Here is a 26,888-nt window from a genome sequence, read left to right on the forward strand (position 1 = left end):
GCTGCTCTCTTCGTAATGACGTTACATTTTAACAAGCCACAAAAATACACAATTTGAGAGCTATTTAGAAAAAAAATCTATCTATCTAAAAACTCTTTATTATTTGATTTGTAAGGTTGAGCCTGTCGAAACCGATATTGATTATCAGTAAGTTAAAAATATTTCGCCAAGCTCAATATGACATCGAACTTACTTTTCAGACAGCCTCTAGTTCAACTAACACTACCTAATGCGCCCTTTGGGCTTCTAAGTGTTGAGTTTCACTAAAAAAATGTACATTTACATTATGCAGAAAAACCTACTCGTATTAAGTCTGTTTTGTGTTGCCTTTTTCATTGGAATAAAAAGCATATCAGCGCAAAATACAACTATTAATAAATCGAATAAGACTTTGAAAAAACCACCATATTTAGAAGCAGGAGATACGGTTGCTATTGTTGCACCATCAGGAATTTTAAAAAATAGAAATGATGAAGTGTTGCAGGCACAAAAACTTTTAAAACATTGGGGGTTGCATTCCGTAATTGGGAAACACGTTTTTAGTAAATCAAATCATTTTGCGGGCACAGATGATGAACGTTGTGAAGATTTTCAAAACGCTTTAGACGATCCAAAAATTAGTGCTATTTGGTGTGCCCGTGGGGGTTATGGCACCGTTAGGATTTTAGATAAATTAGATTATTCAAAATTTAAAAAATACCCTAAATGGGTTATAGGCTACTCTGATATTACAGCACTTCATAACCAAATTCATAATGCTGGAGTAGAAAGTTTACATGCCATTATGTGTGTAAGTTTACCAAAAGATGAGTCTGAAATTAAAGCTAGTATTTCTACACTTAAAAACACTCTTTTTGGAAAGCCTTTAAGTTATACTTTGGAAGGCTCGACGTATAATAAAACGGGAACTGCTTCTGGACAACTTGTTGGTGGTAATTTAACCATGTTACACACCATGTTAGGCTCTAAAACTAGTATTGACACATCAGGGAAGATTTTATTTATTGAAGAAATTGGCGAATATAAATATCATATCGATCGCATGTTGCAAAGCTTAAAACGCGCTGGCTATTTTGATACTTGTAAAGGTGTTATTGTAGGCGATATGACTAAGCTTAGAAAGAATACCACGCTTTGGGGCACATCGGTTGAACAACTTATTTTAGATGCTTTAGCTGATTATGATTTTCCTATTGCGTTTAACATGCCTGCTGGACATGAACCAGATAATCGAGCTTTAATTTTAGGGAGAACTATTCAACTAAATGTTGGTAATGAACAATCTACAATTACTTTCAATGATTAATCCTTCATCTTAATTTTTTCAATTAACATTGGTCTATAAATGGCCATTGCACTATAACTTCCAACTCTATAGTGTCAGAAATAATATCATCTTTTACTGCGCCTAATGTTCCTTTAGACTCATAATTAATTCCCCAAAGCGTTCTATCGATTGTGAATTTTGATGTCATGACCTCTTTCTTATCAATGACATTAAATTTTGGATTAAATTGAATTTCCTTGGTAATACCTTTAATAGTTAAATTCGCAATGATGCTTACAGAATCGTTAGATTCGTAGATGACGTTATTTATCTGAAGCTTCGCATTGGGATATTTTTTTACATCAAAAAAGTCTTCGTTTTTTAAATGATTCACTAGCCTATCGTTAGGTTTTCCATCTGTGTTTACAATTGATTCCATCTCAATTATAAATTCTCCACCCAGAATATTTCCATTCTTCTTTAATACGTGTCCGTTTTTAAATTTCACCGTTCCATTATGTTTATTTATTTTAAATAAATTAGACCCTTCCCATTTAACGATACTGTTTTTTATATCTAATTCAACACGATTCACATCTCTATCTAAAACTGAGTTGTTTAATACAGATATTAAACTTTGACTATTTATACTTAATGTAAAACAGATAATAGCTGATAATGATAAAATGATTTTTTGCATGATTTTTTATTTTTTAGTAAAACTAATACTGATAAGGGTTTCCTTTTGTAAAAAAAATGTAAAAGAATTGTAAAACGGATGCAAAAGTTGTAGATTTTAGCTTAATTCACTCCTTTTTAAATTCATTTTATGAGAGTAAAACCATTATATTATTCCTTCTTAGCCTTAACAGCTATCTGCATCACTTTTGTAGCCTTTCAAAGCCCTAATAATAACGAAAATTTTTCTGAAAAAGTTAAAGTGGTTCTTAGAGATGCTGGCAACAAACTTTTGTTAGCTAACAGAGACTCTTCTTCATTAATCCTTCCCATTAGAAAAGTAAAAGAGAATAGATACGAAATCGCTTTTGAAGGGAATCTATCTATAACCCCAGACAGTTTGGTTGCGATAGTAAATTCTAGCCTCAAAACCGCAAAATTATCCAAACGTTATATAGTAGAAGTCATTAATTGCAATTCTCGAGAGGTTTCATATAGTTTTCAAATTACGGGAACAAAGGAACAAAACATTGTTCCTTGCCTAGGACGCGTTTTACCATTAGATTGTTATACCGTACAAGTTTTGTTTATTGAAAACAGTTCTTTCTTAAGTGCTAACAAAAACCTTATTTTAATTGGTCTCCTTATTTTAATTATAACATTCGTAGCAATTACCTATTTTAAACGAAAACCAAAAATCAAACTAATTAATAATCTTGACGACCATATAAAAATTGGCAAATATAAATTCTATGAAACCCAGAACAAATTAGTTAAAGACGCTGTTGAAATAAAATTATCTTCCAAAGAATGTGAACTAATGAATATGTTTAGCTCACAACAAAACCAAGTGATAAAGCGTGATGTTTTAATTAAAAAAATATGGGAAGACAATGGTGTTTTTGTTGGTAGAAGTCTTGATGCATTTATTTCTAAGCTTAGAAAAAAGTTTAAAGATGATGACTCAATAAACATTATAAACGTACATGGTGTAGGCTACAAATTAGAAGTAAATTAAAAACAGAGTTCTCAATTTATATTACTAGAATTCAACTACTTCATTCAAAATTGTTCGTTTAACGAGAAAAAACATACAATCGGCTAAAAATTTCACGAGATATTACAAAATGCTATACTCTTGCACGCTTATTTAATAATCTAAAAATACCTACAAATGAAAAAATTACAATTACTTTTAATTGCTATGGTGCTTATGGTTTCTGTGCAAGTTAATGCAACTGATAACCCTATTAACACACAATTTAATTTAAATAATCCAGATGTTCGTAAATGCTTAATTGAAGCTTCAAAAAGTGAAGGATGGAAATTAGAGGCATATTACATCAATTCTAACGAGAAATTAGTATTGGTATTTGGAAAAGACGGTGAAACAAAAGTTTACGCTGCTAAATAAATACTACTACACTTTTAACTTTTACTAAAGCCAACTTTACCTTATCGTTTAGTTGGCTTTTTTATTTGTACTTTTCAAATATTAAAAATGGGTTTTACGATTTATCAAAAGAAGAGCGCATTGTTTTGGTTGAAAAAATCAATCAAGAAATTGCTTGTGATTTATCTTCAAATAAAACCGAATACATCCTTCGTTATTTTTCTGATGAAGACACTTATATTCGAAAAACAGGCTATTTGGCTATAGGCAAACTCTTTTATTCTAATCCGGCATTACAGAATACTATTCTATCTACATTAACCAATTTATTAAAACCTGACTCCTCAACTGCACCTGGTATAGATTCAGACAAAGTGCGTCAAACAGTTGTTAATGCTGCTGGAGAAATTGGTAAATTTCATTTTGAAAAAGTGCAATCTTTTTTTGACATTGGTTTGTTTGACAAGCATCACTCTGTAAGAAATGCTGTTATTGGTTCGGTTAAAAAAATGGGGGAAAAGAACCCTATACCTGTTTTAGCTTGGGCAAAAACGTATCTTAAACATCCAGATAAAGAGATTCGTAGAGAGATTTGCCATGGTATTGAACTACGCGGTCGCACACACCCTCAAGATATTTTGCCGATTTTAAAAGAATTAGAATTTAATAAAACCAAGCGTGTTTCTGATACTTTAATTCATGTTCTAGGTCAAATAGCTTATAAAAATGGTTGTTTAAAAACCGTTATTGCTTATCTTAATACCTGGGAAAACAAACCGTTAGTTGAAAAAGCTTTAGACGAAATTGTTGATGTACATAATCGCTATAAAAAATTTGCTGTTTTAACGCAACAAGAGGCTATTGATTATATCGATAAGCATTATAAAATTTAGAATAGTTTATTCAACTTCTTTAGTTCGCTTTTTAAGTTTTCTAAATTTATTTCTTTAAAATTGAACTCAATATTTGGGTTTTCTACCGTTTTTGTGTCTATAACATCCAAGTATAGTTTTCCTTCATTTTGTTTTATTGCAATAAGCATAATGTCTTCATTTTTAGGAACCATTCTAAAATCGAATTCTTTACCAGATCTTCTACTTGACAAAACAGAACTCATAGACTTAAAAACCATCTTTACCCTTATTATGCCCTTAACATCTTCAATTTTTAACTTATACTTGATTCTATTTCTACTATTAACAAACCTATCGCAATTTATCCAACCTAATTTTGAAGATCTTAAAATATAACTACTAACCTCGGATATCGACACTTTAGCGTTATCATTTCCCGTTAATCTAGTTTCGAAACTTTTTCTATATACAGAATCGCGAATTCTTCTGTTTATAGTTGAACGACCAACACTTGCAACTCCATTAGCTTCAAAAATAATTGGTAACGAATAAGGAACAGAAACAGCTTTACCTCTTTGTTTTCCTGGTTTCATTTTTGGAAGTGATGTGATAACTCTAATAGCCTCCATTTCTAGTTCAGGTTCAGGAGCTCTGGATTGAATATCAACAATATTACCGTTTTTATCAATCTTAAAAATAACATTAATCCGTTGTCTTCCTACTAAACCTATATCATCAGCCATTTGAGTATTAAAGTTTCTTAGAACAAATTTGCTAATGGCTTCACTAGTACAATTTTTTCTTTGAGTTCTACTTCCATTCTCACAACCTGGATATATTGGAACTTCTTCAACTACCGCAAATGGAACATCAATATCTTCTTCAATAACTTCTATCTCCTCAATAGTTGGTTCAACCTCTTCATTAACATCTGCAAGACTCCAATTAATATTTCCTTTATTCAATTCTCCAGTAAACAATTTCATATTCTTCTTGTTGGTTGGAAACAAAATATCAATACTAGAATTTTGTTTTAACTTTAAAGGTCTATCATCACTAAATGCTTCAAGATTTAACATACCTCCTGTTTCCAAAAGTTTACCATCAGATTGTGTTGACAAATTAGTTAACAATATATCTGAAAGTTGATAATACTCAGTAACTTTTAAATCAACATTTCCAATAGCAATCTTACTGTTATCAGTTATAAATGAATTTGCTTTAATAGTTAATTTAGTTCCCTCTTTGCAAATTATTGTCGTGTCCTTTTTTTGATTAATTGTAAACGTTTGAAATGATTTTTTAGGAATTTCAACTTCTGTTATTTCTTTTTTTACAATTACTTCTTTTGTTTTAGTTTGTTTAGTTTTTATAGTCTCTTTAAAAACAATTTCTTCAATACTATCATTTGGAACAACTGAATCTAAAATCGAAACAGAATTATTTACTTCACTTTTTATTGGGTTAGGTATTTCAATAATAGATTCACCAGAATTTATATTACTAATTACGGATATAATTAAGATAATTAATCCAGAAGTAAACCCTAAATATTTTAACCATTTACTTTTAATATATGACTGTTTTGCTTTTCCAATATCTACTTTTAATTGCTGGCGCTTTATCCCTTCTAAAAAGGTTACATGTTCATTAAAGAGTATATTAAAATCGAAATCTGCTTTTAAGCGATTTTCAAAATATTGAATTTCTTTTTCAGAAAGTCTTTTGTTTAAATAAGCATTTATTAACTCTATGTTTTGTATGTTATTCTCCATGATGTCCTAAATTAAGATTGAATAGAATTACTAGTTCGATAGATGTCTTTGGCTTTTGTTAAGCACTTATACTTCTGGTTTTTTGCAATCTTTTCAGATTTAAATTGCATCATATTAGCTATATCTTTAAAAGACATCGCTTTGTAATAAAACAGTTGTAATAGTTGCCGGCATCTTTCTCCTAATTCGAGGAATGCACGCTCTGCGAGTTGATATTTTTTCTCTTCTAAAACACTATGAAAGTGTTCAATTTCTATGTCATTAAAATTATGTAGCTCTTGTTTTGAAAATTTCTTCTGAGTATCCTTCCATATAAATCGAGATACTGAATATAAATAGGTGTAAAATGAGGATGTTAGTTTAAAATCTGATTTTTCCAGATTTCTATTTAATACAATAAGAGCCTCCTGAAAAACATCGGATGCATCTTGTTTGTTTCCACCTTTAGAGAGAATTAAAGCTTCTATTTTAGGATATAAACTATATAATTTGCTAAATGCTTTTTCACGGTGACCATCTTTAAAAAATTCTAAGATTTTTTTATCGTTCATAAAACCCATTTATTACTTTATGGTTAAAATACTAAAAGGTCTCCTTAATCTTTTAAATTAATTTAACTCGCACAATTAACACACAGCAAACTTTGCGGACGAATTAAAATTCTACCAACAGGAATGGATTGCTTGCATTTTAAACAAATACCAAAATCTTCTGTTCCAAACCTATCAAGAACTCGTTTTAGATTTCCTAGCTTTATTTCAGCTTGACGTAAAGAAGCTTCGTTAACACTTTTATTGTTAATGGCATCCATACGGCTAATACGACCAATAGAAACATCTGGAGCTATAGGTTTTGTTAACTCTCTATATTCTGAAATTGTTTTTTCGGTTTTCGAAATTTCTTCTACTATTTTTATTTTGATGTCTTTCTTATCCATCAATAAAACTAAAACCCACGCTCCTTCTGTAACTGCTCATAAGCAGCTTGTACTTGCCTAAACTTTTCTTCAGCCCCTTTTTGGTGTTCTTTCCCTAAGTGAATCACTTTATCTGGATGGTATTTTTTAGCCATTTTGCGGTAGGCTTTTTTTACCTCATCGTCAGTAGCACTTTTAGTTATTTCTAAAACTTTATAAGCATTATCACTACTGTTATAAAACATGGCTTTTATACTTTCGTAATCTCTAGAGCTAATGCCTAAATAACCCGCAATGGTATAGATTTGTTTCACTTCGTCCTCTGTTACAATGCCATCAGCCTTTGCAATTCCAAATAAAAAATGCATAAGTTGCAATCGTGAAGGATGATCCATCATTTGGCGAATTTGTAAGCATACTGGTCTTACAGAAACATCCTGTTTACTAATATTCTTAAAGAGCTTAAAAGCATGATTCGCTCGCTCTTTACCATACATATTAACAAACTGCTGTCTTACATAATCTAATTCGCGCTGGTCTTGAACACCATCTGCTTTAATAACTACAGAAGCTAATATTAGTAAGCTTACTTCAAAATCTCCCGATTGAGTTTGAGGGCGTTGTCTTGGTTGAGTTCTATAAGTCGGTCTCCCTTGTCGTGTAGATTGCCCTTCGCCTAAAAAAGGACTGTTCTTTCCATCCGCCATAGCATCAACAACACTTCCCAGTGCCAATCCAATAATTGCGCCTATTGGACCTCCAAACGACCAGCCAATAGAGGCTCCTATCCATTTTGAAAAACTCATGTAAATAATAGATTTTAATTATGGCCAAATATAATATTAGTTAGTTGATAATTATATCATATTGTTACACAATTGGTATCTTTGCAGTCTAAAATTGTTAATTATAAAATTTAAAATATGTATCCAGCAGAATTAGTAAAGCCCATGCGCGAGGATTTAACCAAAGTTGGTTTTGAAGAATTGCATACTGTCGAGGCGGTTAACACAGCTTTAGCAAAAGAAGGCACTACACTTGTAGTGGTAAATTCGGTATGTGGTTGTGCTGCAGCCAATGCAAGACCAGGAGCTAGAATGAGTTTACAAAACGCAAAAAAACCAGATCATATCGTAACGGTTTTTGCAGGTGTTGACAAAGAAGCGGTTGATGCTGCACGTGGTTATATGATTCCTTTTCCACCAAGTTCACCAAGTATGGCTCTGTTTAAAGATGGAGAATTGGTTCATATGCTAGAACGTCATCACATAGAAGGAAGACCTGCAGAATTAATTGCAGAAAATCTTGTTGATGCTTATAATGAGCATTGTTAATTCAATAACGAATCAAACAAAAAACCACGATAAAATCGTGGTTTTTTGTTTTTACGCAACCTTTTTAGTTTTGTTACATCTAAAAAGTAAATTCTATTACAATGAAAAAATCAGTATTCAATTATTTTTTAGTCCCATTCTTTTTTTTACTATTAGTTTCAACGCAGTGTGATGACGATATTGATTTACCTACACAGGAAGTAGAGCATCAGGAATTAACCATGTTAAAAACTGAAATTGAAAATTTAGCAAGCAGTTCTGTATGTAATGAAACTTCGGAATGTAAATTTTCGGCCTTTGGAAGCAAACCTTGTGGAGGTCCATGGAGTTACATAATTTATTCAACCTCAATTGATACCGATAAACTAGAAGCCTTAATTGAAAATTATAATAACAAAGAAGATGCTTTTAACACCAAATGGGGTATCGTATCAGATTGTTCTCTTGCTCAACTACCATCAAGCGTGGAATGCAAAAATAACACCTGCGTTCCTGTGTTCTAAAGGTTAGTTTATTTATTTTTGGGGCATGATAAAACTTATATCTTATCCCCTTACTATTATATATAACATCTTTTTTTTACTAACATTAGTAATATTTCACCCTATCCAGTGGTTTTGCTTCAATGTTATTGGTTACCAAGCGCACAAAAAATCTGTGGACGCATTACAATTTTGTTTAATGCGATGTGCCAATATATTAGGCACACGTTTTACATTTAATAACCCCCATAACATTCCTACAGACAAGCCGCTAATAATTGTTGCAAATCATCAAAGTATGTACGATATATCACCAATAATGTGGTATATGCGAAAGCATCATACAAAGTTTATTAGCAAAAAAGAGCTTGGGAAAGGCATCCCTAGTGTTTCATATAACTTACGTCATGGTGGTTCTGTTTTAATAGACCGTAAAAACCCAAGACAATCGCTTCCTGCTATCATGAAATTTGGTGAGTATATAGAAAAAACCAAACGTGCTGCTGTTATTTTTCCTGAGGGGACAAGAAGTAAAGACGGTACCCCTAAACCTTTTCAAACAAAGGGACTAGAGATTCTATTTAAAAAAGTACCTTCAGCATTAATAGTCCCTATTTCTATTAATAATTCTTGGAAAATAGTGCGTTATGGTAAATTTCCTATGGGTTTAGGAACTCATATTACTTTTAAAGTTCATAAGCCTCTAAAATTAGCTACCTTTGCAGATAAGCAAGTAGTTATAGATAATATTGAAAGCACTATAAAAGCCCATATTCACCCTTAAAAATATATTATGTCGTTGAAAAATGTAAGATTGGAAGTCATGAACTTTTTAGAAAAAGATGTTGATGCCTTAATGGAAAAGTATCTAATTCCGATAGATAGTATTTGGCAACCAACAGATTTTTTACCAAATTCTGAAACAAGTGATGGTGCTTTTTTCGAAGAATTAACAGAAATACGGGAATTAGCAAAGGAACTCCCATACGACTTTTGGGTAGTGTTAGTAGGTGATATGATTACTGAAGAAGCTTTACCAACCTATGAATCATGGCTCATGGATGTTGAAGGGGTCGATCAAGTAAATGGTGGCGGAAACGGTTGGTCTAAATGGGTAAAACAATGGACTGCCGAAGAAAATAGACATGGCGATGTCTTGAATAAATACCTTTATTTATCTGGACGCGTTAACATGAAAGAAATTGAAAAGACCACCCACCACCTAATTGCAGATGGCTTCGATATTGGCACAGATAGAGATCCTTACAAAAATTTTGTTTACACAAGCTTTCAAGAATTAGCAACTTATATTTCACATAATCGTGTAGCTAAACTTGCAAAAGAAAAAGGCAATAAACGCCTATCTAAAATGTGTAAAATTATATCTGGAGATGAAATGCGTCACCATAATGCATATTCTGAATTTGTGGAACGCATTTTTAAAGTAGATCCCAGCCAAATGATGATGGCTTTCCACTACATGATGAAACAAAAAATAACGATGCCTGCTCATTTTTTAAGAGAATCTGGCGGTCAAATAAGTTCTGCTTTTGAAGAGTTTTCTAATACTGCTCAACGCATTGGCGTTTATACTTCTAGAGATTATGTAGATATTTTGCAAAAGCTTATAAATAGATGGGAGATTGATAAAATTACCAACCTAACCGATGAAGCTGAAAAAGCTAGAGATTACTTAATGAAACTACCAGCTAGAATGTATCGTTTGTCGGAGCGCATAAAGATTCCTGAAAACTCTTATCAGTTTAAATGGGTTGAACCAGCGATTGCGAAATAGTAGCAATGTCTTCTGAGGAAATAATTAAAAAAACGATAGAATTTGTAAAAGAAACCTTAGCCAATGCTGAAGGTGGACATGATTGGTTTCATATACAAAGGGTATTTAACAACGCTTTACTTATTGCTAAAAATGAAAATGTAGACCTGTTTGTGGTTCAATTAGGAGCCTTACTTCACGATATTGCAGATAGTAAATTTTATAATGGCGATGAAAGTATAGGTCCAAAATTAGCGCGTGAATTCCTTTTCAAACATAATGTTGATTCATTAGTGATAGAGCATGTTGTTAATATTATTGAAAATATATCATTCAATAAATCTTTAGAAAACACCAAGTTATTTATTTCTGAAGAATTAAAAGTCGTTCAAGATGCCGATCGGTTAGATGCTATTGGAGCTATTGGTATTGCAAGGTGTTTTAATTTTGGTGGCTTCAAGAATAGAGTCCTTTATGATCCCGATATTGCTCCTAACTTGAATATGAGTAAAGAAATATATAAAGCTTCAAATTCACCAACAATAAACCATTTCTACGAAAAGCTTCTTCTTCTTAAGGATAAAATGAATACCAAAACTGGGAAACAAATTGCGAAAAACAGACATGATTATATGTTAGATTTTTTAAATCAGTTTTACGGCGAATGGAATGGGGAATTGTAATGGTTTAATTAACAGAATATTAACCTCTATTCAAAAGGTAAAATAGCATCACAATAGGTCAAAATGGATGCTTAATACATCAATCTCTCAATATATCTTTGTAGTGTTAAACTTTAAAAAGCTTAATCATGAAAAATACAATAAAAGATAAAACAGTATTGGGACGAGACAATATTATATTTATAGTATTTCTAATATTATCATTACCTATTATAACGGGATTATTACTTGTTTGGTTTGAAATTAAATAACGTATAAAAAACCTTTACTTAGGTAAAAGGTTTTTCGCATTTATAACATACTAAATACTTAATTCTCTTGTGCAACTTGAAGGGCAGTAATTTTATATTCTAAGATAGATAATTCTTCAGCATTTTCAATTATATCTTCCGCCTTTAAATCATTATTTTTATTGATATAGTCCAATATTCCTTTTCTTTTATAGAAGTAGTATTTTAATGCTTCATTTATCTTGTCCATAAGTTTTTAAAATTTATTGAATTATAAGTTTTATTTCTTTTCTATAATGAGAAGCACTCTTACCAGTTATATCGCTAAAGGTTTTATTAAAGTGAGAGAAGTTATTAAATCCACATTCAAAACAAATATCTGTAATACTCATCTGGCTATCCTCTGATAATAACTTTGTAGCATGAACTACACGGTATTCATTAACTAATTGAGTAAAAGTTTTTCCAGTTGCCTTTTTAAAATACCTACAAAAAGCTGGTACCGTCATACTAACTTTATCGGCTATTTCATCTAGACTAATGTGGTTTTGGAAATTCGCATTAACATGTTTAAAAATAATAGCAATTTTAGCACTATCCTGTGCTTCGGCTTCAAATGCAAATCCATCTGCATTTAAAAGAGAATAATCATCTGTGAAAGCAAGAAAATTTAGTATTTCTAAAAACTTAATTACGCGCTCCAAGCCAGTATACTCGAGTAAATTATCAATTTTAGGCCCTATAATTTGTTTTGTTTCAACTTTAAAACGAATTCCTTTTTTTGCTCGGTCAAATAACGATTTAACATTAGCCATCTCTGGAATGTCAATAAAATCATTTCCTAAAAAATTAGATTTAAAATGTATGGTGGTTTCTGTGCCATTAGCTGTTAATCTATCTGTGAAGCCATTATGTGGCAAATTAGACCCTAATAATAATAGCTGACTATTATTAAAATAAGATAAATGGTTACCAATATGTGTTTTACCTTGTCCCTTATTTATATATACTAATTCGAGTTCAGGATGAAAATGCCAATAAGCATCATTCTTGTCTACATTCTTTATATGTTGATTAACCAAAAGTGAACTTCCAAAACTAGGGCTTAGTTTTTTTAGTGTTGGTTTTTTATTAATCATAATAGGTTAATTTTATTACAAAAATAAAAATTATTATGCATACATTATATATAAAATTACCTATATTATATGTTATTTTATCATAACACCGCCTTAACATTGTCTTAACAGTTAAAATAACATACAAATTAGCCAAAATTGATGTTATCCACTTTGTAAACACCCCCTATCTTTGCCTTGTAAAACGTTACAAATACCAAATCATGAAAAACGTAACTATTAACCTAAAAAAAGGAATCTTAATGTTAGCAATGTCTGCTACAGTTATGGGTTTCTCTAATAACTTAAATAATCCTATAATTAATAAAGAGGCTAAAAAATCAGCCATTACTTTTATTAATGTAAAAAAAGGCAATGTATTAACAATAAAAGATATCTACGGAACTAAGTTGTACAAAGAAATGATAGATCATTCTGGAATATATACTAAAGGATTCGATTTATCTGCGTTACCAAATGGAGACTATTTTTTTGAAATGAATAAAGATTTAGAGATAAATACTATTCCATTTACAGTGTTTTCAAATGATGTTATTTTTAAAGAGGAAAATGAAAGCAAAATTTTCAAGCCTGTAACTAGAGTTGAAAATGATCTAGTTTTCGTTTCTAAACTAGCTTTAGATAACGAATCTTTAAACATTAGAATATTTTATAAAACTGAAAATGAAGGTTTTGAGTTAGTACATTCAGAAGTTATTGAAGAAAACAAAACAATAAATCGCATATTTAAGTTATCGGAAAAAGGTAACTATAAAATAGTATACCATTCTCAAGGAAGAGAATTTACAGAAAACATTAATAATTAGTTTAATGTCTTATTTAGTTTAGTTTAGTTGTTAAAGTGGGCTGTGGTGGCCCACTTTTTATTTGCCCAATTCTTTCCTTTTTCTTTTTCAGCATTTTTTATCTCCTATCAAACAACCACTCTATCCTATTAGCTAAAAAAGTGAAAATATGCTGTATTAATCAAACAATATGCTATTTTAATTTAAGCTATAAACAATAGATAAAATACCACATAAATTAATCAAAATCAGTGATTTAAGACTCGAAATAACCTTATACATTTGTCATGTAGAACGTTAAAAAAACCAAATCATGAAAAACGTAATTAACAACACAAAAAAAGGAATCTTAATGGTAGCTCTATTGGCTACGGTTATGGGTTTCGCAAAAGAAGCTTCGTTTACTATTAAAAATGAATCTGACAGAACTTCACTTGCTTTACTTAATGTAAAGAAAGGAAACTTGCTATCAATTAAAGATGCTAATGGTCTAATATTATATAAAGAATCTATAAAAACATCAGGAACATACACAAAGGGGTTTGATCTAACATCATTACCCGATGGTTCTTACTTTTTCGAATTAGACAAAGATGTAGAAATTAGAACTATTCCTTTTAATGTAAAATCGAATACTGTAGTATTTGACAAAGAAAAGGCTATTGTATCATTTAAACCAATTATAAAAATTGATGGTGATATGGTTTACATTTCAAAGTTAGCCTTAGATTATGAACCGTTAAAAATCAAATTATACGTTGAAAACGATTCTTATCTGTCTAATAACTATAAATTGATTTATTCTGAAGAAATAAAAGACATTCAAACTATTGAGCGTGTATATAAATTAGACAAAACAGTACCTGGTAATTATAAAATAATTATTTTTTCTGAAGGAAGAGAATTTGCAGAACACTTTAAAATTTAAACAAATAGTTACTTTAATTTTTAAAAAGTGAGTTATTAAAATATAATAGCTCGCTTTTTATTTTTTAAAACAGTTTTAATTGCCCTAATTTATGGGCTTCATGTAAGTCACAATTCAAGCTTAGTATCTTCTTATCCCTAAAATACTTTAGTCTAGCCAATTTCATCAAATTATTAATCTGTTCGGCTATTTTACCTTCTCCTCGCATTCTTGTTCCATATCTAGAATCGTTTAAATTTCCTCCATGACAACTTTCAATTTGGTGTAAAACCTTATCTGCTCTATCTGGCATGGTTTTTTTAATCCAGTCTGAGAAAATTTCGCCAATAGCTCCATTGAGTCTAACAATAGTATGCCCTATTGAAAGCGCACCATAATCTGAAGCAGCTTTGGCTAATGGCAATATTTCATGACTATTTATTGAGGGTATTATTGGAGCTATCATAACATTTACAGGAATTCCGTTTTCACTTAATATTCTAATGGTTTCTAAGCGTTTTTTAATGGTAGCTGTTCTGGGCTCTAAAATGCGTCTTGTCTCTTCAGATAAAGATGTGATAGATATATTTACTCCAATTAAATTGTATTTTGCTAAATCCTTAAGCACATCTAAATCTTCTAAAATTCGAGCGTTTTTTGTAATAATACCCACTGGATGTTTATACTTTAAAAACACCTTCAAACACGCTCGAGTAATTTTAAATTGCTTTTCAGCAGGTTGGTAACAATCAGTATTCCCAGACATAATTATGGGATGTGCCTTCCAGCTTTTTTTCTTTAACAGGTCTTCCAAAAGTTTTGGAGCTTCTTTTTTTACCAAAATACGCCTTTCAAAATCTAAACCTGCACTATACCCCCAATATTCATGAGAGTTTCTAGCGTAACAGTAAACACATCCATGTTCGCATCCCTGATATGCATTCATAGAATATGCCATCCCTACATCTGGGCTTTTTACTTTATTAACTATGGTTTTAGGAAATACTTCTAAATAAAGTGTTTTGTTTTTATCGGCCTCTTCTCCATCTTTTTTGCAGAATTCTAAAAAATCGTCGCGCATTTCATGGCTTAATTCGAAGAAACGATTAGGAACATTTAGTTGTGCGCCACGTCCTTTTATGGCAGATTTTGGGTTCATTATAGTAAATTTAAAGATTGAATGCTTTTATTGAAGCTCTTTAAAATTACTTATTATTTGTATTGAAAACTGTTAAAGTAAAAATGGGTTATTAACAACTTTTCTTTGTTATAAAAAATAGCAAATCTTGTTTGAACGAAGTGAGTTATATATTTGCTAGTTTCCAGGGAACTCAGCCTTACGCTTTTCTAAAAACGCAGAGGTACCTTCTTTAAAATCTGCTGTACGAAAACAATTGCCAAACTCTTCAATTTCAACTTTAAAACCATTTACACCATCATTATAATTGGCATTTATAGCTTTTATAGCACCTTTTATAGCCACTGATGAGTTTCTATAAATTTTAGAGGCAATTTTTTCGCAAAGCGGTAATAATTCCTCTTGTGTTGTTACATGGTTTACTAAACCATAATTAAGAGCTTGGTTGGCATCAATCATACCTGCTGTCATAATCATTTCCATTGCGCGACCTTTCCCAATTAATTGTGGTAAACGTTGTGTACCTCCATAACCAGGGATTACTCCTAACGATACTTCTGGCAAGCCCACTTTTGCATTATCGCTAGCAATTCTAAAATGACAAGCCATAGCTAATTCTAGACCTCCACCAAGCGCAAAACCATTTACGGCAGCAATAACTGGAGTTTCTAAATTTTCAACAAAATTAAATAACAATTCTTGTCCTTTTGCCGCTAATTCAGCGCCTTCTTCAACATCAAAATTTGCAAATTCGCTAATATCTGCTCCAGCTACAAACGCTTTTTCGCCACTTCCTGTAAGAATGATAACTTTAGTGTCTTCATCGTTATTAGCCCCATCAAAAGCTTTGTGTAACTCTTCAATAGTTTCTTTGTTTAATGCGTTCAATTTCTTCGGACGATTTATAGTAATGATGCAAACACCATTTTTAACTGCGATGAGAAGGTTTTTGTAATTCATAATCTTCAATCTTAGTGTGATATTATGCTTTTTTTTAGTCTTTAAGGTTAATTAACAATTCTATTGTCAAGTTGAGCTTGTTGAAACCGAGCTTGTCTTTTGGTAAGTTGAAATATTTCGACGCGTTCAATACATAACGTATGCTCCTTACTGCCAATTAATCTTTAGGAAAAGACACTTTAAATACCGTGCCCCTATCTTTTTCAGATTTAAAAGTGATGCTTCCTTTATATGTTTCAACTATGTTTTTTACCATGGCTAAACCAAGACCCATTCCACTTGTTTTGGTAGTAAACTTTGGTTCAAAGACTTTACTTTTGTTTTCTTCGGATACACCAGAACCATTATCGCTAACGGTTATAACTACCTTGGCTTTTTTCTCGCTAACGGTTACAACAATTTTTGGTGTTGTATCTTCTGGAATTGCCTGAATACCATTTTTAACTAGATTAGTAACCACACGTATAAGTTGTGTTCTATCAAATTTGGCAATTATTTCTTCAGCCTCTGCATTAAATACGATATAATTTTCATTAAAAATATCTAAAGCTAATTTTACGATTTTTACAACATTAAGGGTTTCATTTTGCTGCGCAGGCATTTTTGCAAAATTAGAAAATGCAGATGCTATAGAGCTCATAGTATCTATTTGCTGTATAAGTGTTTTACTATATTCATCTACTTTTAAGTTAATTTTTGGGTCTTCAGGATTAAATTTCCTTTGAAAATTTTGAACTGTAAGCCGCATTGGCGTGAGTGGGTTTTTTATCTCATGTGCCACTTGCTTAGCCATTTCTCTCCATGCTTGTTCTCGTTCGCTTTTTGCTAACTGAACGGCGCTATCTTCCAGCTCATCAATCATACTATTATAAGAATTTACAAGTGTAGAAATTTCTTCGCTAGTATCATCTATTTCAATTTTTTCGTTGCGTCTTTCTAATCGCGTCGCATTTATCTTGTCGCTTATAGTTTTTAATGATCTTGTGATATATTTCGATAACAAAAAAGCAATAAAGATGGCCGTAAATAATACCAAAAGATACGCATAACCTAAGCGTTCTAAAAATTCATTGAGTTCTTTTGCTAAGAAATCGTCGTTCTCTAAATACGGTAAATTTAAAATGCCAAGTGCATTCGATTTATGATCCATGAAATAGGTGTAGGACGATTGATATGTTTTTCCATCTTTATCAATCTTTTCTATATATCTATGATCGGCAGTATTTGCTAATTCATTTAAAATATTGGCGCTTAAACAATCTTGAATAGAGTCTGCAACAAATGATGCCCTTGAGGTTTTTAGAATACCTCCTTCTAAATCGTAAAGATTTATTTGTTGATTATGTATATCTGCAATTTTATGGATTTCACTTTTAAAAATAAACGGAATCTTTTGTGGAATAACTTCGAAAGATGTTTCACGAATAACAAAATCTATATTTCTTTTTATTGCTTTTTCCTTGCGTTCAAGTCGTTGTACATGGTAATCTTTAGTTTCTTCGTTATATTGATAAATAGCTACCGCAGCAATAAGTATAGAAGCTAATAATACTAAAAGTATCATAGCTATGAATATACGTGTTCGTAGGGAAAGTTTTTTTAATTTCATCCTAAATATTGATGCATTAAATATAGCAATAATCAAACCAAAAACCCTTCGGATAAAATTCGAAAAAACAAAACCCCAAATTCTAACAGAGTTCGCTTTGGAATTTAGGATTTAAATATTGGTTTTTTAATTTTTAAGCTTCAGGATTTTTATCTCTAATGTTCTTATAAAGTTTAAAACCTAGCATGATGAGAACACCTAATACTATAATACCAATAACACCCCAAACCCAATTAATTGCACTTTTTAAAACCACTAAAAATATAACTGCGAACAAAATGAATGTCGCTCCTTCATTCCAAATACGCATAAAGCTAGAGGTTTTTTTAACCTCATCTTGCTGAAGTTGCCTAAAGTATTGATGTGTTTTTAAGTGATAGATTATAAGCAAAACAACAAAACCTAATTTTACCTGCATCCATGATTGTTCCAACCAATACGGTTGTAAAACAAGCAACCAAATGGCGAATAATGTTGCTAAGATAGCCGATGGCCATGTAATTATATACCACAATCGTTTGGTCATAAGCTTAAGTTGTTTTCCCAGGATTTCTTTATCTGGCGATGGTTTATAAAATGCTTCGATTTGGTATACAAAAAGCCTAGGAATATAAAACAACCCCGCAAACCAAGTTATTACAAAAATGAGATGGAATGATTTTATGTAAAGGTAGTATTCCATATCAATTTATTTCTACTGGAGATTTTGTCCAATCGTTAATCCAATTAGAAAGTAACCCAACAAATTCATCATCGTCGTTTAAACATGGTACGGTTGTAAAATCTTTTCCTCCCATTTCATGGAATATCTCTTGTCCTTCCATAGCAATTTCTTCAAGTGTTTCTAAACAATCACTAACAAAAGCTGGTGTTACAATTGCCATGTTTTTAATACCTTGTTTTCCTAATCGCTCTATCGTTCTATCTGTGTATGGCAGCAACCAAGGGTCAAAACCTAATCGAGACTGGAATGAGGTGGAATAAGTTCTTGCATCTAATTGAAGCTTTTCGGCAACCAATCTAGTAACTTCTAAACATTGATGTTTATAACAAAACTCATGCGCTTTTGAAGGTGTGACACAGCAACTCCCATCAATTTTACAATGCGATTTTGTTACATCGCTTTTTCTAATATGCCTTTCTGGAACACCGTGATATGAAAACAACAGGTGTTCGTATTTTTTATCTTTTAAATGCTTTTTTATAGAATTTGAAAGCACCTCAATATAATCTGGTTTATTATAAAACGCTGGAATCGATTCTATTTTTAAATTTGGGAAATGTTGTTGACGTAATTCTTCGGCCAATACCGTAATAGTTTCGGTAGTTGCCATCGCGAATTGTGGGTATAATGGGAAAAGTAATACTTCTTGTACGCCTTTATTAACCAATTCTTGAAGTCCTTTTTTTATAGTCATGCTGCCGTAACGCATTGCTAAGGCTACAGGTATTTCAACTTGTTTTTGTACTTTATTTTGAAGTCTTTTAGATAAAACAATTAGTGGAGATCCTTCTTTCCACCATATTTTTTTATAGGCAGCAGCCGATTGCTTTGGGCGCGTATTCAAAATAATTCCTTTAACTAAGGCTGTTCTTGCCACCAAAGGAATATCAATAACACGCTCATCCATTAAGAACTCACCTAAATACTTTTTTACATCTTTTGGTTCTGGACTATCAGGTGAACCAAGATTAACTAGTAAAACTCCTTTTTTCATATAGCTTTATTATTTTCCAAAAATACGACACAATAAGCAATTAAATAATTTTAGCTTACCTAACTCCAAACTATTTAATACTATTTTCTCTTGATGAAATAAACTAGGTCTCTCTTCTGAAGGATTACAATCTTGAAAAATACCACAAGACACATTAGTGCGTGCTAATGATTTACCTTGAATATTTTTGGATAATGCTTCTATTTCTGGGGTTAAATACTTCATGTTATTAAATTTATATTCCGCAGAACTATCAAGTTTTAAAAACCTGATAGCTCTAATCTAATTTAAAGACATCACATACTTCTTAGGTGTTGTTCCATACTTCTTTTTAAACGCTGCAATAAAATGACTAGAAGTGCTATAGCCTACTTTATGCCCTACTTCATTCACGTTATCATCTCCTGCTTCAAGAAGTTTTCTCGCAACTTCCATTTTATAATCAAATAAAAAGCTAAACACAGAGTCGCCATAAATCTGTTTAAAACCTTCTTTAAGCTTTTTAATATTAAGCCCTATTTCGTCTGCTAATTCTTGCAAACTGGGTGGTTCTGCCATACGCGCAACCACAATATCTTTAGCTTTTCTAATTTTTATCACGTTCGCTTCATCAACTAAAAAAGGGCATTGTTCTATATTAGCATCTTCACTTCTATTAAAATACAAGCTTAATAACTCATACCCTTTCCCTTTAAAGTATAATTGCTTTATAGATAAATTCAAACTATAACTAATTAATTGATTCAAAACAATTGCCATTGATGGAGAAATAACACCATCCTTGTAATACTTTTTATCTTTATTATCTTCATTCAAAAATGAAATATAATCTGCCTCTTGAGAAAATAAGCCATGAAATTGTTTTATCGAAATTAAAACAGAAACAATCCATGAATTTGGCTCAACTTGAAGGTTAATAGGTAATTCTCTCTGAGGATTATATAAAAGCAACGAATTCTCTTCTTGAATCTCAATAGTATAGCGCCCTTGATTAAAAACAAACTTGGTTGCCCCCTTAACACAAAAATGAAATTGAATAAATTTGCTATCTATTTCTTTAGCAACACTTTGAGCGACATTTTTGTCGTTCTTATAAGTTAAAATGAAAAAACCATCATCTATTTTTGTTTCTTCAAAAGAACTTATAGCGACACTTTTTATATTGTCTTCCATATCCAATTTTAGATATTATTTAGATTTATTCTAAATTAAATAAGCAAAAACTGCCAATCACACTACAAAAATATGACATTTATCATGTTTTAAGAAAAAACATCGTTAAAAAACCACAAACGATATTAAAAGTTCTTTTAGCGTTGTTTTTTATTGGACTATCCTTATACTTTTGTTTCGCAATTTCAGGTATAGCAATGCAGAAGTACAACATTTCACGTAGTCATTATTTTTATGCTATTGGTTTAAGTTATAAAAAAGCCGATGCAGAAATTAGAGGTCATTTTAGTTTAGATGACGACTCTAAGCATGCCTTGTTAATCCAAGCCAAAGAAAATGGTATAGAAAGTTTAGTAGTAACTTCTACCTGTAACCGAACTGAAATTTACGGTTTTGCACAACACCCTTTTCAACTTATTCAACTGCTTTGTGATAATACAAGGGGTACAGTTGAAGAATTTCAAGATGTTGCTTATATCTACAAAAACAAAGATGCTATTGCGCACATGTTTCGTGTAGGCTCTGGTTTAGACAGCCAGATTCTTGGAGATTTCGAGATAATAAGTCAGTTAAAAACAAGCACAAAACTTTCTAGAAAGTACGGTTTATTAAACCATTTTACGGAGCGTTTAGTAAATGCCGTTATACAAGCAAGCAAGCGTATTAAAACCGAAACCGATATTTCTTCGGGTGCAACGTCTGTTTCTTTTGCTTCTGTTCAATATATCTTTAAAAATATTGAAGATGTTACCAATAAAAATATTTTGCTCTTTGGAACAGGGAAAATAGGAAGAAACACTTGCGAAAATCTAGTAAAGCATACTAAAAACGAGCACATTACTTTAATAAACAGAACCAAAGATAAAGCTGAACAAGTTGCTGGAAAATTCAATCTAGTAGTTAAAGATTATGCTAATTTACAAGAAGAAGTAAGCACATCTGATATTTTAATTGTAGCTACAGGCGCGCAACGTCCAACTATTGACAAACACATCATTCAAACCAAAAAGCCACTTTTAATTTTAGATTTATCTATTCCTAAAAATGTGAATGAAAACGTTCAAGAATTGGATAATGTCACTTTGGTACATCTAGATCATCTGTCTCAAATTACTGATGAAACTTTAGAAGCTCGTAAAGCGCATATCCCTTCCGCAGAAGCGATTATAGAAGAAATAAAAGGGGATTTTAACAGTTGGTTAGAAACCAGAAAGTTTGCGCCCACTATTAAAGCGCTAAAACATAAATTGACCGATTTTGCTACTGCAGAATTAGATACACAACGTAAAAAACTATCTGATTTTAACGAAGAACAAGCAGAATTAATTAGTAATAAAATCATTCAAAAAATTACAAATCATTTTGCGCATCATTTAAAAGATGATGATGTATCTACGGATGATAGTCTGGAACTTATTAAAAAAGTATTTCAGTTAGAAGAACCACAAAAAACAAATGTCTAAAACCATAAGAATTGGTACGCGCGATAGTGAATTAGCACTATGGCAAGCCAAAATAGTACAAAGTTTACTCGAAAATGCTGGTCATAAAACAGAACTCGTTCCCGTTAAATCTACGGGCGATTTAGTGTTAGACAAACCACTTTACGAACTTGGTATTACTGGTATTTTTACCCGAACTTTAGATATTGCCATGTTAAATCATGATATCGATATTGCAGTACATTCGCTTAAAGATGTGCCAACAGTTTTACCAAAAGGCATAGTGCAAGCGGCTGTTTTAAAACGTGGTAACGTAAATGACACCCTTGTTTTTAAAGACAATGAAGAGTTTTTAGGCGCTAAAGATGCTGTAATTGCCACAGGTAGTTTACGCCGAAGAGCACAATGGTTAAACCGTTTTCCAACACATACCATTACTGATTTGCGCGGTAATGTAAATTCGCGTTTACAAAAGCTACAAGATAATGATTGGAACGGTGCTATTTTCGCCGCTGCAGGTATTGGTAGAATAGGCATTAGGCCAGAAGAAGCTATTAATCTAGATTGGATGATTCCTGCACCTGCTCAAGGTGCTATTATGATTACTGCTCTTGAGGAAGACGATTTTGTAAAAGAAGCCTGCGCAGCACTAAACCACGAAGAAACTGAAATTTGCACCACTATTGAGCGTGAATTTTTAAATAAACTAGAAGGTGGTTGCACTGCTCCTATTGGTGCTTTAGCATACATTAAAGATGAAGAGATCAACTTTAAAGGTGTTTTATTAAGTCCCGATGGAACCAAAAGAATTGATGTTACTCGAGTTAAAAAACTAGGCGAACATCATGATATGGCACAATTCTGTGCCGATTTTATTATTGAACGCGGCGGGAAACGTTTAATGGATAAGATTAAAAATTCCAGCAAAAAAAGGAATGTATTTTCTACAAAAAGTTTTACGGAAGACCAACGTTTATTATTTCATGAAAAGGTAGTTGCAGAAAGTTCAGATTTTATCAAAATAAGTTTGAATAGAATACATCCACGATTCTTAAAAAATGAAATTCAAAATGTAGTGATTACCAGTAAAAATGCTGTAGAATCATTAACTACAAACTATTCAGCAATAGAATTACAGTTTAAAAACATTTACTGCGTAGGTAGAAGAACTAAACGTTTAGTAGAAAATAAAATAGGCAAAGTAAAACACACCGAAAAGAATGCTAAAAAACTAGCAGAGTATTTGGTAGAATATATTGAAGGGACGGAAGTTACATATTTTTGTAGCGATATTAGATTAGATGCATTACCAACTATTTTAACCGAAAACAATATAAAAGTTAACGAAGTTGAAGCTTACCAAACTAAATATGATGGCTATAAAGTTGATAATTCTGTTGAAAGCGTCATGTTTTACAGTCCATCAACAGTTGAAAGTTTTGTACGTAGCAACAAAAACGAAGTGATTGCTTTTTGTATTGGAGAAACCACTGCAAAAGAAGCCAAAAAGCATTTTAAGGATGTTCGAGTTGCGAAAGTACCAACTGTAGAAAGTGTGATTGAGTTGGTGAATGAGCATTATGTGTAATACTTAACTATGAACTTTCAATTTGTACTTCCTGCGAGGTTTTTAAAACCTTGTAGGTATTAAATATTAAATAAAAAAAGACCTACAAGGTTTTAAAAACCTCGCAGGTCAAAACAAAGATATGAGCATTAAAAACGATTTATTTTTAAGAGCATTAAAAGGAGAAACCGTTAATCGTCCACCAGTATGGATGATGCGTCAAGCAGGACGTTACTTGCCAGAATTCATGGAAATTAAGGCAAAGTATGATTTCTTTACACGTTGCCAAACGCCAGAATTAGCAAGTGAAATTACAGTGCAACCTATCCGAAGATATGGTATGGATGCCGCTATTTTATTTAGTGATATTTTGGTTATTCCACAGGCCATGAATATTGAGGTACAAATGAAACCTAATTTTGGACCCTATTTACCAAACCCTGTGCGCGCTCAAAAAGATGTTGATAATGTTATTGTTCCTGATGTTACTCAAGCATTAGACTACGTTTATCAAGCCATAAAAGCAACCAAAGAAAAGCTAAACGACGAAATTCCGCTAATAGGATTCGCAGGGTCACCATGGACTATTTTATGCTATTGTGTACAAGGACAAGGCAGTAAAAACTTCGATAAAGCCAAAGAGTTTTGCTTTACAAATCCCGTTGCGGCACACCAATTATTACAAAAAATTACAGACACCACTATTGCTTATTTAAAAGAAAAAGTAAAAGCAGGTTGTAACGCAGTTCAGGTTTTCGATTCTTGGGGAGGCATGCTTTCGCCTGTAGATTATCAAGAATTCTCATGGCAATATATCCAACAAATTATTGATGCTTTAAAGGACGATGCGCCCGTTATCGCTTTCGGAAAAGGCTGCTGGTTTGCACTTGGCGAGATGGCAAAATCTGGAGCTTCAGCTTTAGGTGTAGATTGGACCTGTTCTGCTAGAAATGCCCGTTATTTAACAGGCGGCAACATCACGTTACAAGGAAATTTCGATCCCACACGCTTATTTTCTCCACCTGCCGAAATCAAGAAAATGGTACACCAAATGATTAACGAATTTGGTAAAGACAAATACATCGTAAACCTCGGCCACGGTATTTTACCAAACATTGGTTTGGATAATGCCAAGGCGTTTATCGATGCCGTTAAAGAATACGGAAATTAAAATATATGGGCGTTACCCACTTTTTTATGTAACATTAGGTTTTAAAAAACTACTTATCGTTATAAAAAAGTAGGTCGGGCTTTCGGCAGTCGCTTTTTTGTGTTGCATAGGTGCAACAACACAAAAAGAGCTTCAACAAATGCCTCAATCCCTAACGCAAAACTAGCGTCATGATTAAAAACATCATTTCAGGAATTAAAGCATACTTCGGTACTTTCAGTTTAATTTCAAAATTAAAACTCTGGAAGTATTTTGCTATTCCAATGCTAATAAGCCTCATAACAGCCATTGTCGTTTTTGGTTCAGCCTACGGGTTATCAGATAATATAGGTGGCTTTATTTCAAAAATATGGATTTGGGATTGGGGCAAAGACACCTTTTCATCCATAAGCAACTTCATTGGAGGCCTTATTGTTATAATCATCGGACTCATCCTTTTCAAACACATCATAATGGCACTTTCTGCACCTTTTATGAGCCCCGTTTCAGAAAAAATAGAAGCCCATTTTACAGGAAATCCGCCACATTCGCATAGAGACACCACCTTTATGCAACAACTCGTTCGTGGTATAAGAATTAATGGTAGAAATTTAATCATGGAATTGCTGCTTACTATTCCCATTCTACTTTTAAAATTTATTCCCGTAGTCAATATATTTTCAACCATACTACTCTTTATGGTACAAGCCTATTATGCAGGTTTTGGTAATATGGATTACACCTTAGAGCGTCATTATCAATACAAAGAAAGCCTACAATTTGTTCGTAAACATCGTGGATTAGCCATTGGTAACGGTATTGTATTTATTCTGTTTTTATTAATCCCTGTAATTGGTGTAATTTTAGTGCTTCCGTTATCGGTTACAGCAGCTTCAACAAGAACAGTAAAAGCGCTTCAACTTAAAAACAACCCTATTAATGCAGCTTAATTTTGGTTCATATCATATAACACCTATTCAACCAAAAGACGGATGGAATATCTGTAACTTTGCAGTCGCTAATGAAGACCGATTAAAACGTTATTTCCCAAAAACATTAGAGCAAAATTTAACACCAGATTTATCAAATCATTTTGTATCAAAAAAGGTTAAACAATTTGAAGCTAAAGAGGAGTTTTTATTCACCTTAAGAGAAAACGAATCCCGTAAATTAGTTGGTTTGGTGTATATCAAAGAAATTAATTGGATTAAAAAACAAGGGGAATTCGCCTATGCTATAGATTATAATGTGGAAGGCAAAGGATTAGCAACAGATGCTATAAAACATCTATCAGATTATGCTTTTGAAACATTAGGTTTAGAAACTTTGCAAATTATCGTTCATAAAAGTAATCTAGGAAGTTTAAAAGTAGCCGAAAAGAATAATTTCACTTGGATAAAAACACTTAAAAATGAGTTTACACCTCCAGGAGAAGCACCACTAAACATGGAATTATATGAATTGTATAAAGAGATTGAATAAAATTTAATGATGAGGCAACAAGACCTGTTAGGTTTTTAAAACCTGACAGGTCTTTGAAAAAATCTAAAAAAATAACTTAAATGGAAAAAATAGAAAAAGACCATTATTATCATATTTTTAATCGAGGAATTAATAGCGATATTATTTTTCAGAACGACGATAATATGTTCTATTTCTTGAATTTGGTTGAAAAACATTTAAAGAATAAAGTTGATATTATTGCGTATTGTTTGATGAATAATCACTTTCATTTAGTTGTTAAAATCATTTCGGAAGATACAGAAGCAACCCAATCATTTTCAAACCTTTTTAATGCTTACGCTAAAGCGTATAATAAGCAACAAAATAGAACGGGAACGCTTTTTGAAAGACCATATAAAAGAATAAAAATTACTGATGAAGCTTATTTAAAAAACTTAATTCTTTATATCC

30 protein-coding genes and 1 pseudogene are annotated in these 26,888 nt (G+C 31.9%); 17 read left to right on the plus strand and 14 right to left on the minus strand.

Features of this window, described 5'->3' with window-relative positions; all coding sequences use genetic code 11:
• Positions 1-286: 286 nt before the first annotated feature.
• The gene (locus tag Q0739_RS02395; protein ID WP_298237407.1) at positions 287-1,306 is read left to right on the plus strand and encodes an LD-carboxypeptidase; all 1,020 of its coding nucleotides are present in this window, start codon (positions 287-289) and stop codon (positions 1,304-1,306) included.
• A gap of 22 nt (positions 1,307-1,328) precedes the next feature.
• Here Q0739_RS02395 and Q0739_RS02400 read toward each other — a convergent pair whose 3' ends face one another.
• Positions 1,329-1,967: a YceI family protein gene (locus Q0739_RS02400; protein WP_298237100.1), complete on the minus strand. Its 639-nt coding sequence runs from the start codon at positions 1,965-1,967 to the stop codon at positions 1,329-1,331.
• Positions 1,968-2,096: 129 nt separating this feature from the next.
• Between Q0739_RS02400 and Q0739_RS02405 the strand changes: the two genes are divergently transcribed.
• The 3 genes from Q0739_RS02405 (at position 2,097) to Q0739_RS02415 (ending at position 4,231) form a co-directional block, all read left to right on the plus strand.
• Entirely contained in the window at positions 2,097-2,963 is an 867-nt protein-coding gene (locus tag Q0739_RS02405; protein WP_298237101.1) for a helix-turn-helix domain-containing protein, read from the plus strand.
• 156 nt (positions 2,964-3,119) lie between these two features.
• Positions 3,120-3,359 carry a hypothetical protein gene (locus Q0739_RS02410; protein WP_298237102.1) on the plus strand — a complete coding sequence of 80 codons (240 nt, stop codon included), beginning with the start codon at positions 3,120-3,122 and terminating at the stop codon, positions 3,357-3,359.
• 65 nt (positions 3,360-3,424) lie between these two features.
• Positions 3,425-4,231, plus strand: a complete 807-nt coding sequence (locus tag Q0739_RS02415; protein ID WP_298237103.1) for a HEAT repeat domain-containing protein — start codon at positions 3,425-3,427, stop codon at positions 4,229-4,231.
• Here the strand turns inward: Q0739_RS02415 and Q0739_RS15055 are convergent.
• From Q0739_RS15055 to Q0739_RS02435, 4 genes are all read right to left on the minus strand, one after another.
• A complete protein-coding gene (locus tag Q0739_RS15055) occupies positions 4,228-5,967 on the minus strand; it encodes an energy transducer TonB (RefSeq protein WP_366140758.1) in 1,740 nt (579 codons plus the stop codon). The two genes, Q0739_RS02415 and Q0739_RS15055, sit on opposite strands and share 4 nt — an antisense overlap.
• Positions 5,968-5,978: 11 nt before the next feature.
• Positions 5,979-6,518: a sigma-70 family RNA polymerase sigma factor gene (locus Q0739_RS02425; protein WP_298237104.1), complete on the minus strand. Its 540-nt coding sequence runs from the start codon at positions 6,516-6,518 to the stop codon at positions 5,979-5,981.
• A 62-nt stretch (positions 6,519-6,580) separates the two neighbouring features.
• On the minus strand, positions 6,581-6,904 hold the full coding sequence (locus Q0739_RS02430; RefSeq protein ID WP_298237105.1) for a TraR/DksA C4-type zinc finger protein: 324 nt from the start codon (positions 6,902-6,904) through the stop codon (positions 6,581-6,583).
• An 8-nt stretch (positions 6,905-6,912) separates the two neighbouring features.
• Positions 6,913-7,689 (minus strand): TerB family tellurite resistance protein, encoded by a 777-nt coding sequence (locus Q0739_RS02435; RefSeq protein WP_298237106.1) that lies wholly within the window; start codon positions 7,687-7,689, stop codon positions 6,913-6,915.
• A gap of 117 nt (positions 7,690-7,806) precedes the next feature.
• On the opposite strand from Q0739_RS02435, the gene Q0739_RS02440 reads away from it, so the two are divergent.
• The 5 genes from Q0739_RS02440 to Q0739_RS02460 all read left to right on the plus strand — a co-directional run bounded on the left by Q0739_RS02440 (position 7,807) and on the right by Q0739_RS02460 (position 11,156).
• The gene (locus Q0739_RS02440) at positions 7,807-8,217 is read left to right on the plus strand and encodes a BrxA/BrxB family bacilliredoxin (protein WP_298237107.1); all 411 of its coding nucleotides are present in this window, start codon (positions 7,807-7,809) and stop codon (positions 8,215-8,217) included.
• A 101-nt stretch (positions 8,218-8,318) separates the two neighbouring features.
• Positions 8,319-8,720 carry a hypothetical protein gene (locus tag Q0739_RS02445; RefSeq protein WP_298237108.1) on the plus strand — a complete coding sequence of 134 codons (402 nt, stop codon included), beginning with the start codon at positions 8,319-8,321 and terminating at the stop codon, positions 8,718-8,720.
• A 25-nt stretch (positions 8,721-8,745) separates the two neighbouring features.
• A complete protein-coding gene (locus tag Q0739_RS02450; protein WP_298237109.1) occupies positions 8,746-9,483 on the plus strand; it encodes a lysophospholipid acyltransferase family protein in 738 nt (245 codons plus the stop codon).
• A 9-nt stretch (positions 9,484-9,492) separates the two neighbouring features.
• Positions 9,493-10,494, plus strand: coding sequence for an acyl-ACP desaturase (locus tag Q0739_RS02455; protein WP_298237110.1), 1,002 nt, complete (start codon positions 9,493-9,495; stop codon positions 10,492-10,494).
• A gap of 5 nt (positions 10,495-10,499) precedes the next feature.
• A complete protein-coding gene (locus Q0739_RS02460) occupies positions 10,500-11,156 on the plus strand; it encodes an HD domain-containing protein (protein WP_298237111.1) in 657 nt (218 codons plus the stop codon).
• A gap of 309 nt (positions 11,157-11,465) precedes the next feature.
• Here the strand turns inward: Q0739_RS02460 and Q0739_RS02465 are convergent, their stop codons facing one another.
• Together Q0739_RS02465 and Q0739_RS02470 are read right to left on the minus strand one after the other, a co-directional pair.
• Positions 11,466-11,636: a hypothetical protein gene (locus tag Q0739_RS02465; protein WP_298237112.1), complete on the minus strand. Its 171-nt coding sequence runs from the start codon at positions 11,634-11,636 to the stop codon at positions 11,466-11,468.
• Between the two features lie 13 nt (positions 11,637-11,649).
• Positions 11,650-12,525, minus strand: coding sequence for an AraC family transcriptional regulator (locus tag Q0739_RS02470; RefSeq protein ID WP_298237113.1), 876 nt, complete (start codon positions 12,523-12,525; stop codon positions 11,650-11,652).
• A gap of 203 nt (positions 12,526-12,728) precedes the next feature.
• Between Q0739_RS02470 and Q0739_RS02475 the strand changes: the two genes are divergently transcribed.
• Positions 12,729-13,331, plus strand: a complete 603-nt coding sequence (locus Q0739_RS02475; protein WP_298237114.1) for a hypothetical protein — start codon at positions 12,729-12,731, stop codon at positions 13,329-13,331.
• A 292-nt stretch (positions 13,332-13,623) separates the two neighbouring features.
• Positions 13,624-14,238: a hypothetical protein gene (locus Q0739_RS02480; RefSeq protein WP_298237115.1), complete on the plus strand. Its 615-nt coding sequence runs from the start codon at positions 13,624-13,626 to the stop codon at positions 14,236-14,238.
• Between the two features lie 64 nt (positions 14,239-14,302).
• Here the strand turns inward: Q0739_RS02480 and Q0739_RS02485 are convergent, their stop codons facing one another.
• From Q0739_RS02485 to Q0739_RS02515, 7 genes are all read right to left on the minus strand, one after another.
• Complete coding sequence (locus tag Q0739_RS02485; RefSeq protein ID WP_298237116.1) at positions 14,303-15,376, minus strand: PA0069 family radical SAM protein; 1,074 nt, start codon at positions 15,374-15,376, stop codon at positions 14,303-14,305.
• 156 nt (positions 15,377-15,532) lie between these two features.
• Positions 15,533-16,315 carry an enoyl-CoA hydratase-related protein gene (locus Q0739_RS02490; RefSeq protein WP_298237117.1) on the minus strand — a complete coding sequence of 261 codons (783 nt, stop codon included), beginning with the start codon at positions 16,313-16,315 and terminating at the stop codon, positions 15,533-15,535.
• A 157-nt stretch (positions 16,316-16,472) separates the two neighbouring features.
• A complete protein-coding gene (locus tag Q0739_RS02495) occupies positions 16,473-17,924 on the minus strand; it encodes a HAMP domain-containing sensor histidine kinase (protein WP_298237118.1) in 1,452 nt (483 codons plus the stop codon).
• Positions 17,925-18,057: 133 nt separating this feature from the next.
• The gene (locus tag Q0739_RS02500; protein ID WP_298237119.1) at positions 18,058-18,606 is read right to left on the minus strand and encodes a CopD family protein; all 549 of its coding nucleotides are present in this window, start codon (positions 18,604-18,606) and stop codon (positions 18,058-18,060) included.
• A 1-nt stretch (position 18,607) separates the two neighbouring features.
• On the minus strand, positions 18,608-19,642 hold the full coding sequence (gene hemH, locus Q0739_RS02505) for a ferrochelatase (RefSeq protein ID WP_298237120.1): 1,035 nt from the start codon (positions 19,640-19,642) through the stop codon (positions 18,608-18,610).
• Positions 19,643-19,651: 9 nt separating this feature from the next.
• Positions 19,652-19,867, minus strand: a complete 216-nt coding sequence (locus Q0739_RS02510; protein WP_298237121.1) for a hypothetical protein — start codon at positions 19,865-19,867, stop codon at positions 19,652-19,654.
• A gap of 57 nt (positions 19,868-19,924) precedes the next feature.
• A complete protein-coding gene (locus Q0739_RS02515; protein ID WP_298237122.1) occupies positions 19,925-20,815 on the minus strand; it encodes an AraC family transcriptional regulator in 891 nt (296 codons plus the stop codon).
• A gap of 197 nt (positions 20,816-21,012) precedes the next feature.
• Between Q0739_RS02515 and hemA the strand changes: the two genes are divergently transcribed.
• From hemA to Q0739_RS02545, 6 genes and pseudogenes are all read left to right on the plus strand, one after another.
• Positions 21,013-22,278, plus strand: a complete 1,266-nt coding sequence (gene hemA / locus Q0739_RS02520) for a glutamyl-tRNA reductase (protein ID WP_298237123.1) — start codon at positions 21,013-21,015, stop codon at positions 22,276-22,278.
• Complete coding sequence (gene hemC, locus Q0739_RS02525) at positions 22,271-23,845, plus strand: hydroxymethylbilane synthase (protein WP_298237124.1); 1,575 nt, start codon at positions 22,271-22,273, stop codon at positions 23,843-23,845. The genes hemA and hemC overlap by 8 nt, the downstream gene beginning before the upstream one ends.
• Before the next feature lie 121 nt (positions 23,846-23,966).
• The gene (hemE, locus tag Q0739_RS02530; RefSeq protein WP_298237125.1) at positions 23,967-24,995 is read left to right on the plus strand and encodes a uroporphyrinogen decarboxylase; all 1,029 of its coding nucleotides are present in this window, start codon (positions 23,967-23,969) and stop codon (positions 24,993-24,995) included.
• Between the two features lie 170 nt (positions 24,996-25,165).
• A complete protein-coding gene (locus Q0739_RS02535) occupies positions 25,166-25,924 on the plus strand; it encodes an EI24 domain-containing protein (protein WP_298237126.1) in 759 nt (252 codons plus the stop codon).
• A complete protein-coding gene (locus tag Q0739_RS02540) occupies positions 25,914-26,456 on the plus strand; it encodes a GNAT family N-acetyltransferase (RefSeq protein WP_298237127.1) in 543 nt (180 codons plus the stop codon). Before Q0739_RS02535 ends, Q0739_RS02540 begins: the two co-directional genes overlap by 11 nt.
• 80 nt (positions 26,457-26,536) lie before the next feature.
• Positions 26,537-26,884 (plus strand): annotated as a pseudogene (locus tag Q0739_RS02545) (transposase); the annotation flags it as partial.
• Positions 26,885-26,888 lie beyond the last annotated feature (4 nt).

Origin of the sequence: uncultured Algibacter sp., from assembly GCF_947487605.1 — a bacterium.
GTDB lineage: Bacteria > Bacteroidota > Bacteroidia > Flavobacteriales > Flavobacteriaceae > Algibacter_D.

What these genes read in the sequence shown, in the direction of transcription:
- Q0739_RS02515 (WP_298237122.1), bottom strand. Translation starts at nt 20,815, where the DNA reads ATGGAAGACAATATAAAAAGTGTCGCTATAAGTTCTTTTGAAGAAACA.
- Q0739_RS02445 (WP_298237108.1), top strand. Translation starts at nt 8,319, where the DNA reads ATGAAAAAATCAGTATTCAATTATTTTTTAGTCCCATTCTTTTTTTTA.
- Q0739_RS02410 (WP_298237102.1), top strand. Translation starts at nt 3,120, where the DNA reads ATGAAAAAATTACAATTACTTTTAATTGCTATGGTGCTTATGGTTTCT.
- Q0739_RS02440 (WP_298237107.1), top strand. Translation starts at nt 7,807, where the DNA reads ATGTATCCAGCAGAATTAGTAAAGCCCATGCGCGAGGATTTAACCAAA.
- Q0739_RS02450 (WP_298237109.1), top strand. Translation starts at nt 8,746, where the DNA reads ATGATAAAACTTATATCTTATCCCCTTACTATTATATATAACATCTTT.
- Q0739_RS02470 (WP_298237113.1), bottom strand. Translation starts at nt 12,525, where the DNA reads ATGATTAATAAAAAACCAACACTAAAAAAACTAAGCCCTAGTTTTGGA.
- hemE (WP_298237125.1), top strand. Translation starts at nt 23,967, where the DNA reads ATGAGCATTAAAAACGATTTATTTTTAAGAGCATTAAAAGGAGAAACC.
- Q0739_RS02465 (WP_298237112.1), bottom strand. Translation starts at nt 11,636, where the DNA reads ATGGACAAGATAAATGAAGCATTAAAATACTACTTCTATAAAAGAAAA.
- Q0739_RS02500 (WP_298237119.1), bottom strand. Translation starts at nt 18,606, where the DNA reads ATGGAATACTACCTTTACATAAAATCATTCCATCTCATTTTTGTAATA.
- Q0739_RS02460 (WP_298237111.1), top strand. Translation starts at nt 10,500, where the DNA reads ATGTCTTCTGAGGAAATAATTAAAAAAACGATAGAATTTGTAAAAGAA.
- Q0739_RS02425 (WP_298237104.1), bottom strand. Translation starts at nt 6,518, where the DNA reads ATGAACGATAAAAAAATCTTAGAATTTTTTAAAGATGGTCACCGTGAA.
- hemH (WP_298237120.1), bottom strand. Translation starts at nt 19,642, where the DNA reads ATGAAAAAAGGAGTTTTACTAGTTAATCTTGGTTCACCTGATAGTCCA.
- Q0739_RS02540 (WP_298237127.1), top strand. Translation starts at nt 25,914, where the DNA reads ATGCAGCTTAATTTTGGTTCATATCATATAACACCTATTCAACCAAAA.
- Q0739_RS02475 (WP_298237114.1), top strand. Translation starts at nt 12,729, where the DNA reads ATGAAAAACGTAACTATTAACCTAAAAAAAGGAATCTTAATGTTAGCA.
- Q0739_RS15055 (WP_366140758.1), bottom strand. Translation starts at nt 5,967, where the DNA reads ATGGAGAATAACATACAAAACATAGAGTTAATAAATGCTTATTTAAAC.
- hemC (WP_298237124.1), top strand. Translation starts at nt 22,271, where the DNA reads ATGTCTAAAACCATAAGAATTGGTACGCGCGATAGTGAATTAGCACTA.
- Q0739_RS02400 (WP_298237100.1), bottom strand. Translation starts at nt 1,967, where the DNA reads ATGCAAAAAATCATTTTATCATTATCAGCTATTATCTGTTTTACATTA.
- Q0739_RS02535 (WP_298237126.1), top strand. Translation starts at nt 25,166, where the DNA reads ATGATTAAAAACATCATTTCAGGAATTAAAGCATACTTCGGTACTTTC.
- Q0739_RS02480 (WP_298237115.1), top strand. Translation starts at nt 13,624, where the DNA reads ATGAAAAACGTAATTAACAACACAAAAAAAGGAATCTTAATGGTAGCT.
- Q0739_RS02435 (WP_298237106.1), bottom strand. Translation starts at nt 7,689, where the DNA reads ATGAGTTTTTCAAAATGGATAGGAGCCTCTATTGGCTGGTCGTTTGGA.
- hemA (WP_298237123.1), top strand. Translation starts at nt 21,013, where the DNA reads ATGCAGAAGTACAACATTTCACGTAGTCATTATTTTTATGCTATTGGT.
- Q0739_RS02510 (WP_298237121.1), bottom strand. Translation starts at nt 19,867, where the DNA reads ATGAAGTATTTAACCCCAGAAATAGAAGCATTATCCAAAAATATTCAA.
- Q0739_RS02430 (WP_298237105.1), bottom strand. Translation starts at nt 6,904, where the DNA reads ATGGATAAGAAAGACATCAAAATAAAAATAGTAGAAGAAATTTCGAAA.
- Q0739_RS02405 (WP_298237101.1), top strand. Translation starts at nt 2,097, where the DNA reads ATGAGAGTAAAACCATTATATTATTCCTTCTTAGCCTTAACAGCTATC.
- Q0739_RS02490 (WP_298237117.1), bottom strand. Translation starts at nt 16,315, where the DNA reads ATGAATTACAAAAACCTTCTCATCGCAGTTAAAAATGGTGTTTGCATC.
- Q0739_RS02485 (WP_298237116.1), bottom strand. Translation starts at nt 15,376, where the DNA reads ATGAACCCAAAATCTGCCATAAAAGGACGTGGCGCACAACTAAATGTT.
- Q0739_RS02395 (WP_298237407.1), top strand. Translation starts at nt 287, where the DNA reads ATGCAGAAAAACCTACTCGTATTAAGTCTGTTTTGTGTTGCCTTTTTC.
- Q0739_RS02455 (WP_298237110.1), top strand. Translation starts at nt 9,493, where the DNA reads ATGTCGTTGAAAAATGTAAGATTGGAAGTCATGAACTTTTTAGAAAAA.
- Q0739_RS02495 (WP_298237118.1), bottom strand. Translation starts at nt 17,924, where the DNA reads ATGAAATTAAAAAAACTTTCCCTACGAACACGTATATTCATAGCTATG.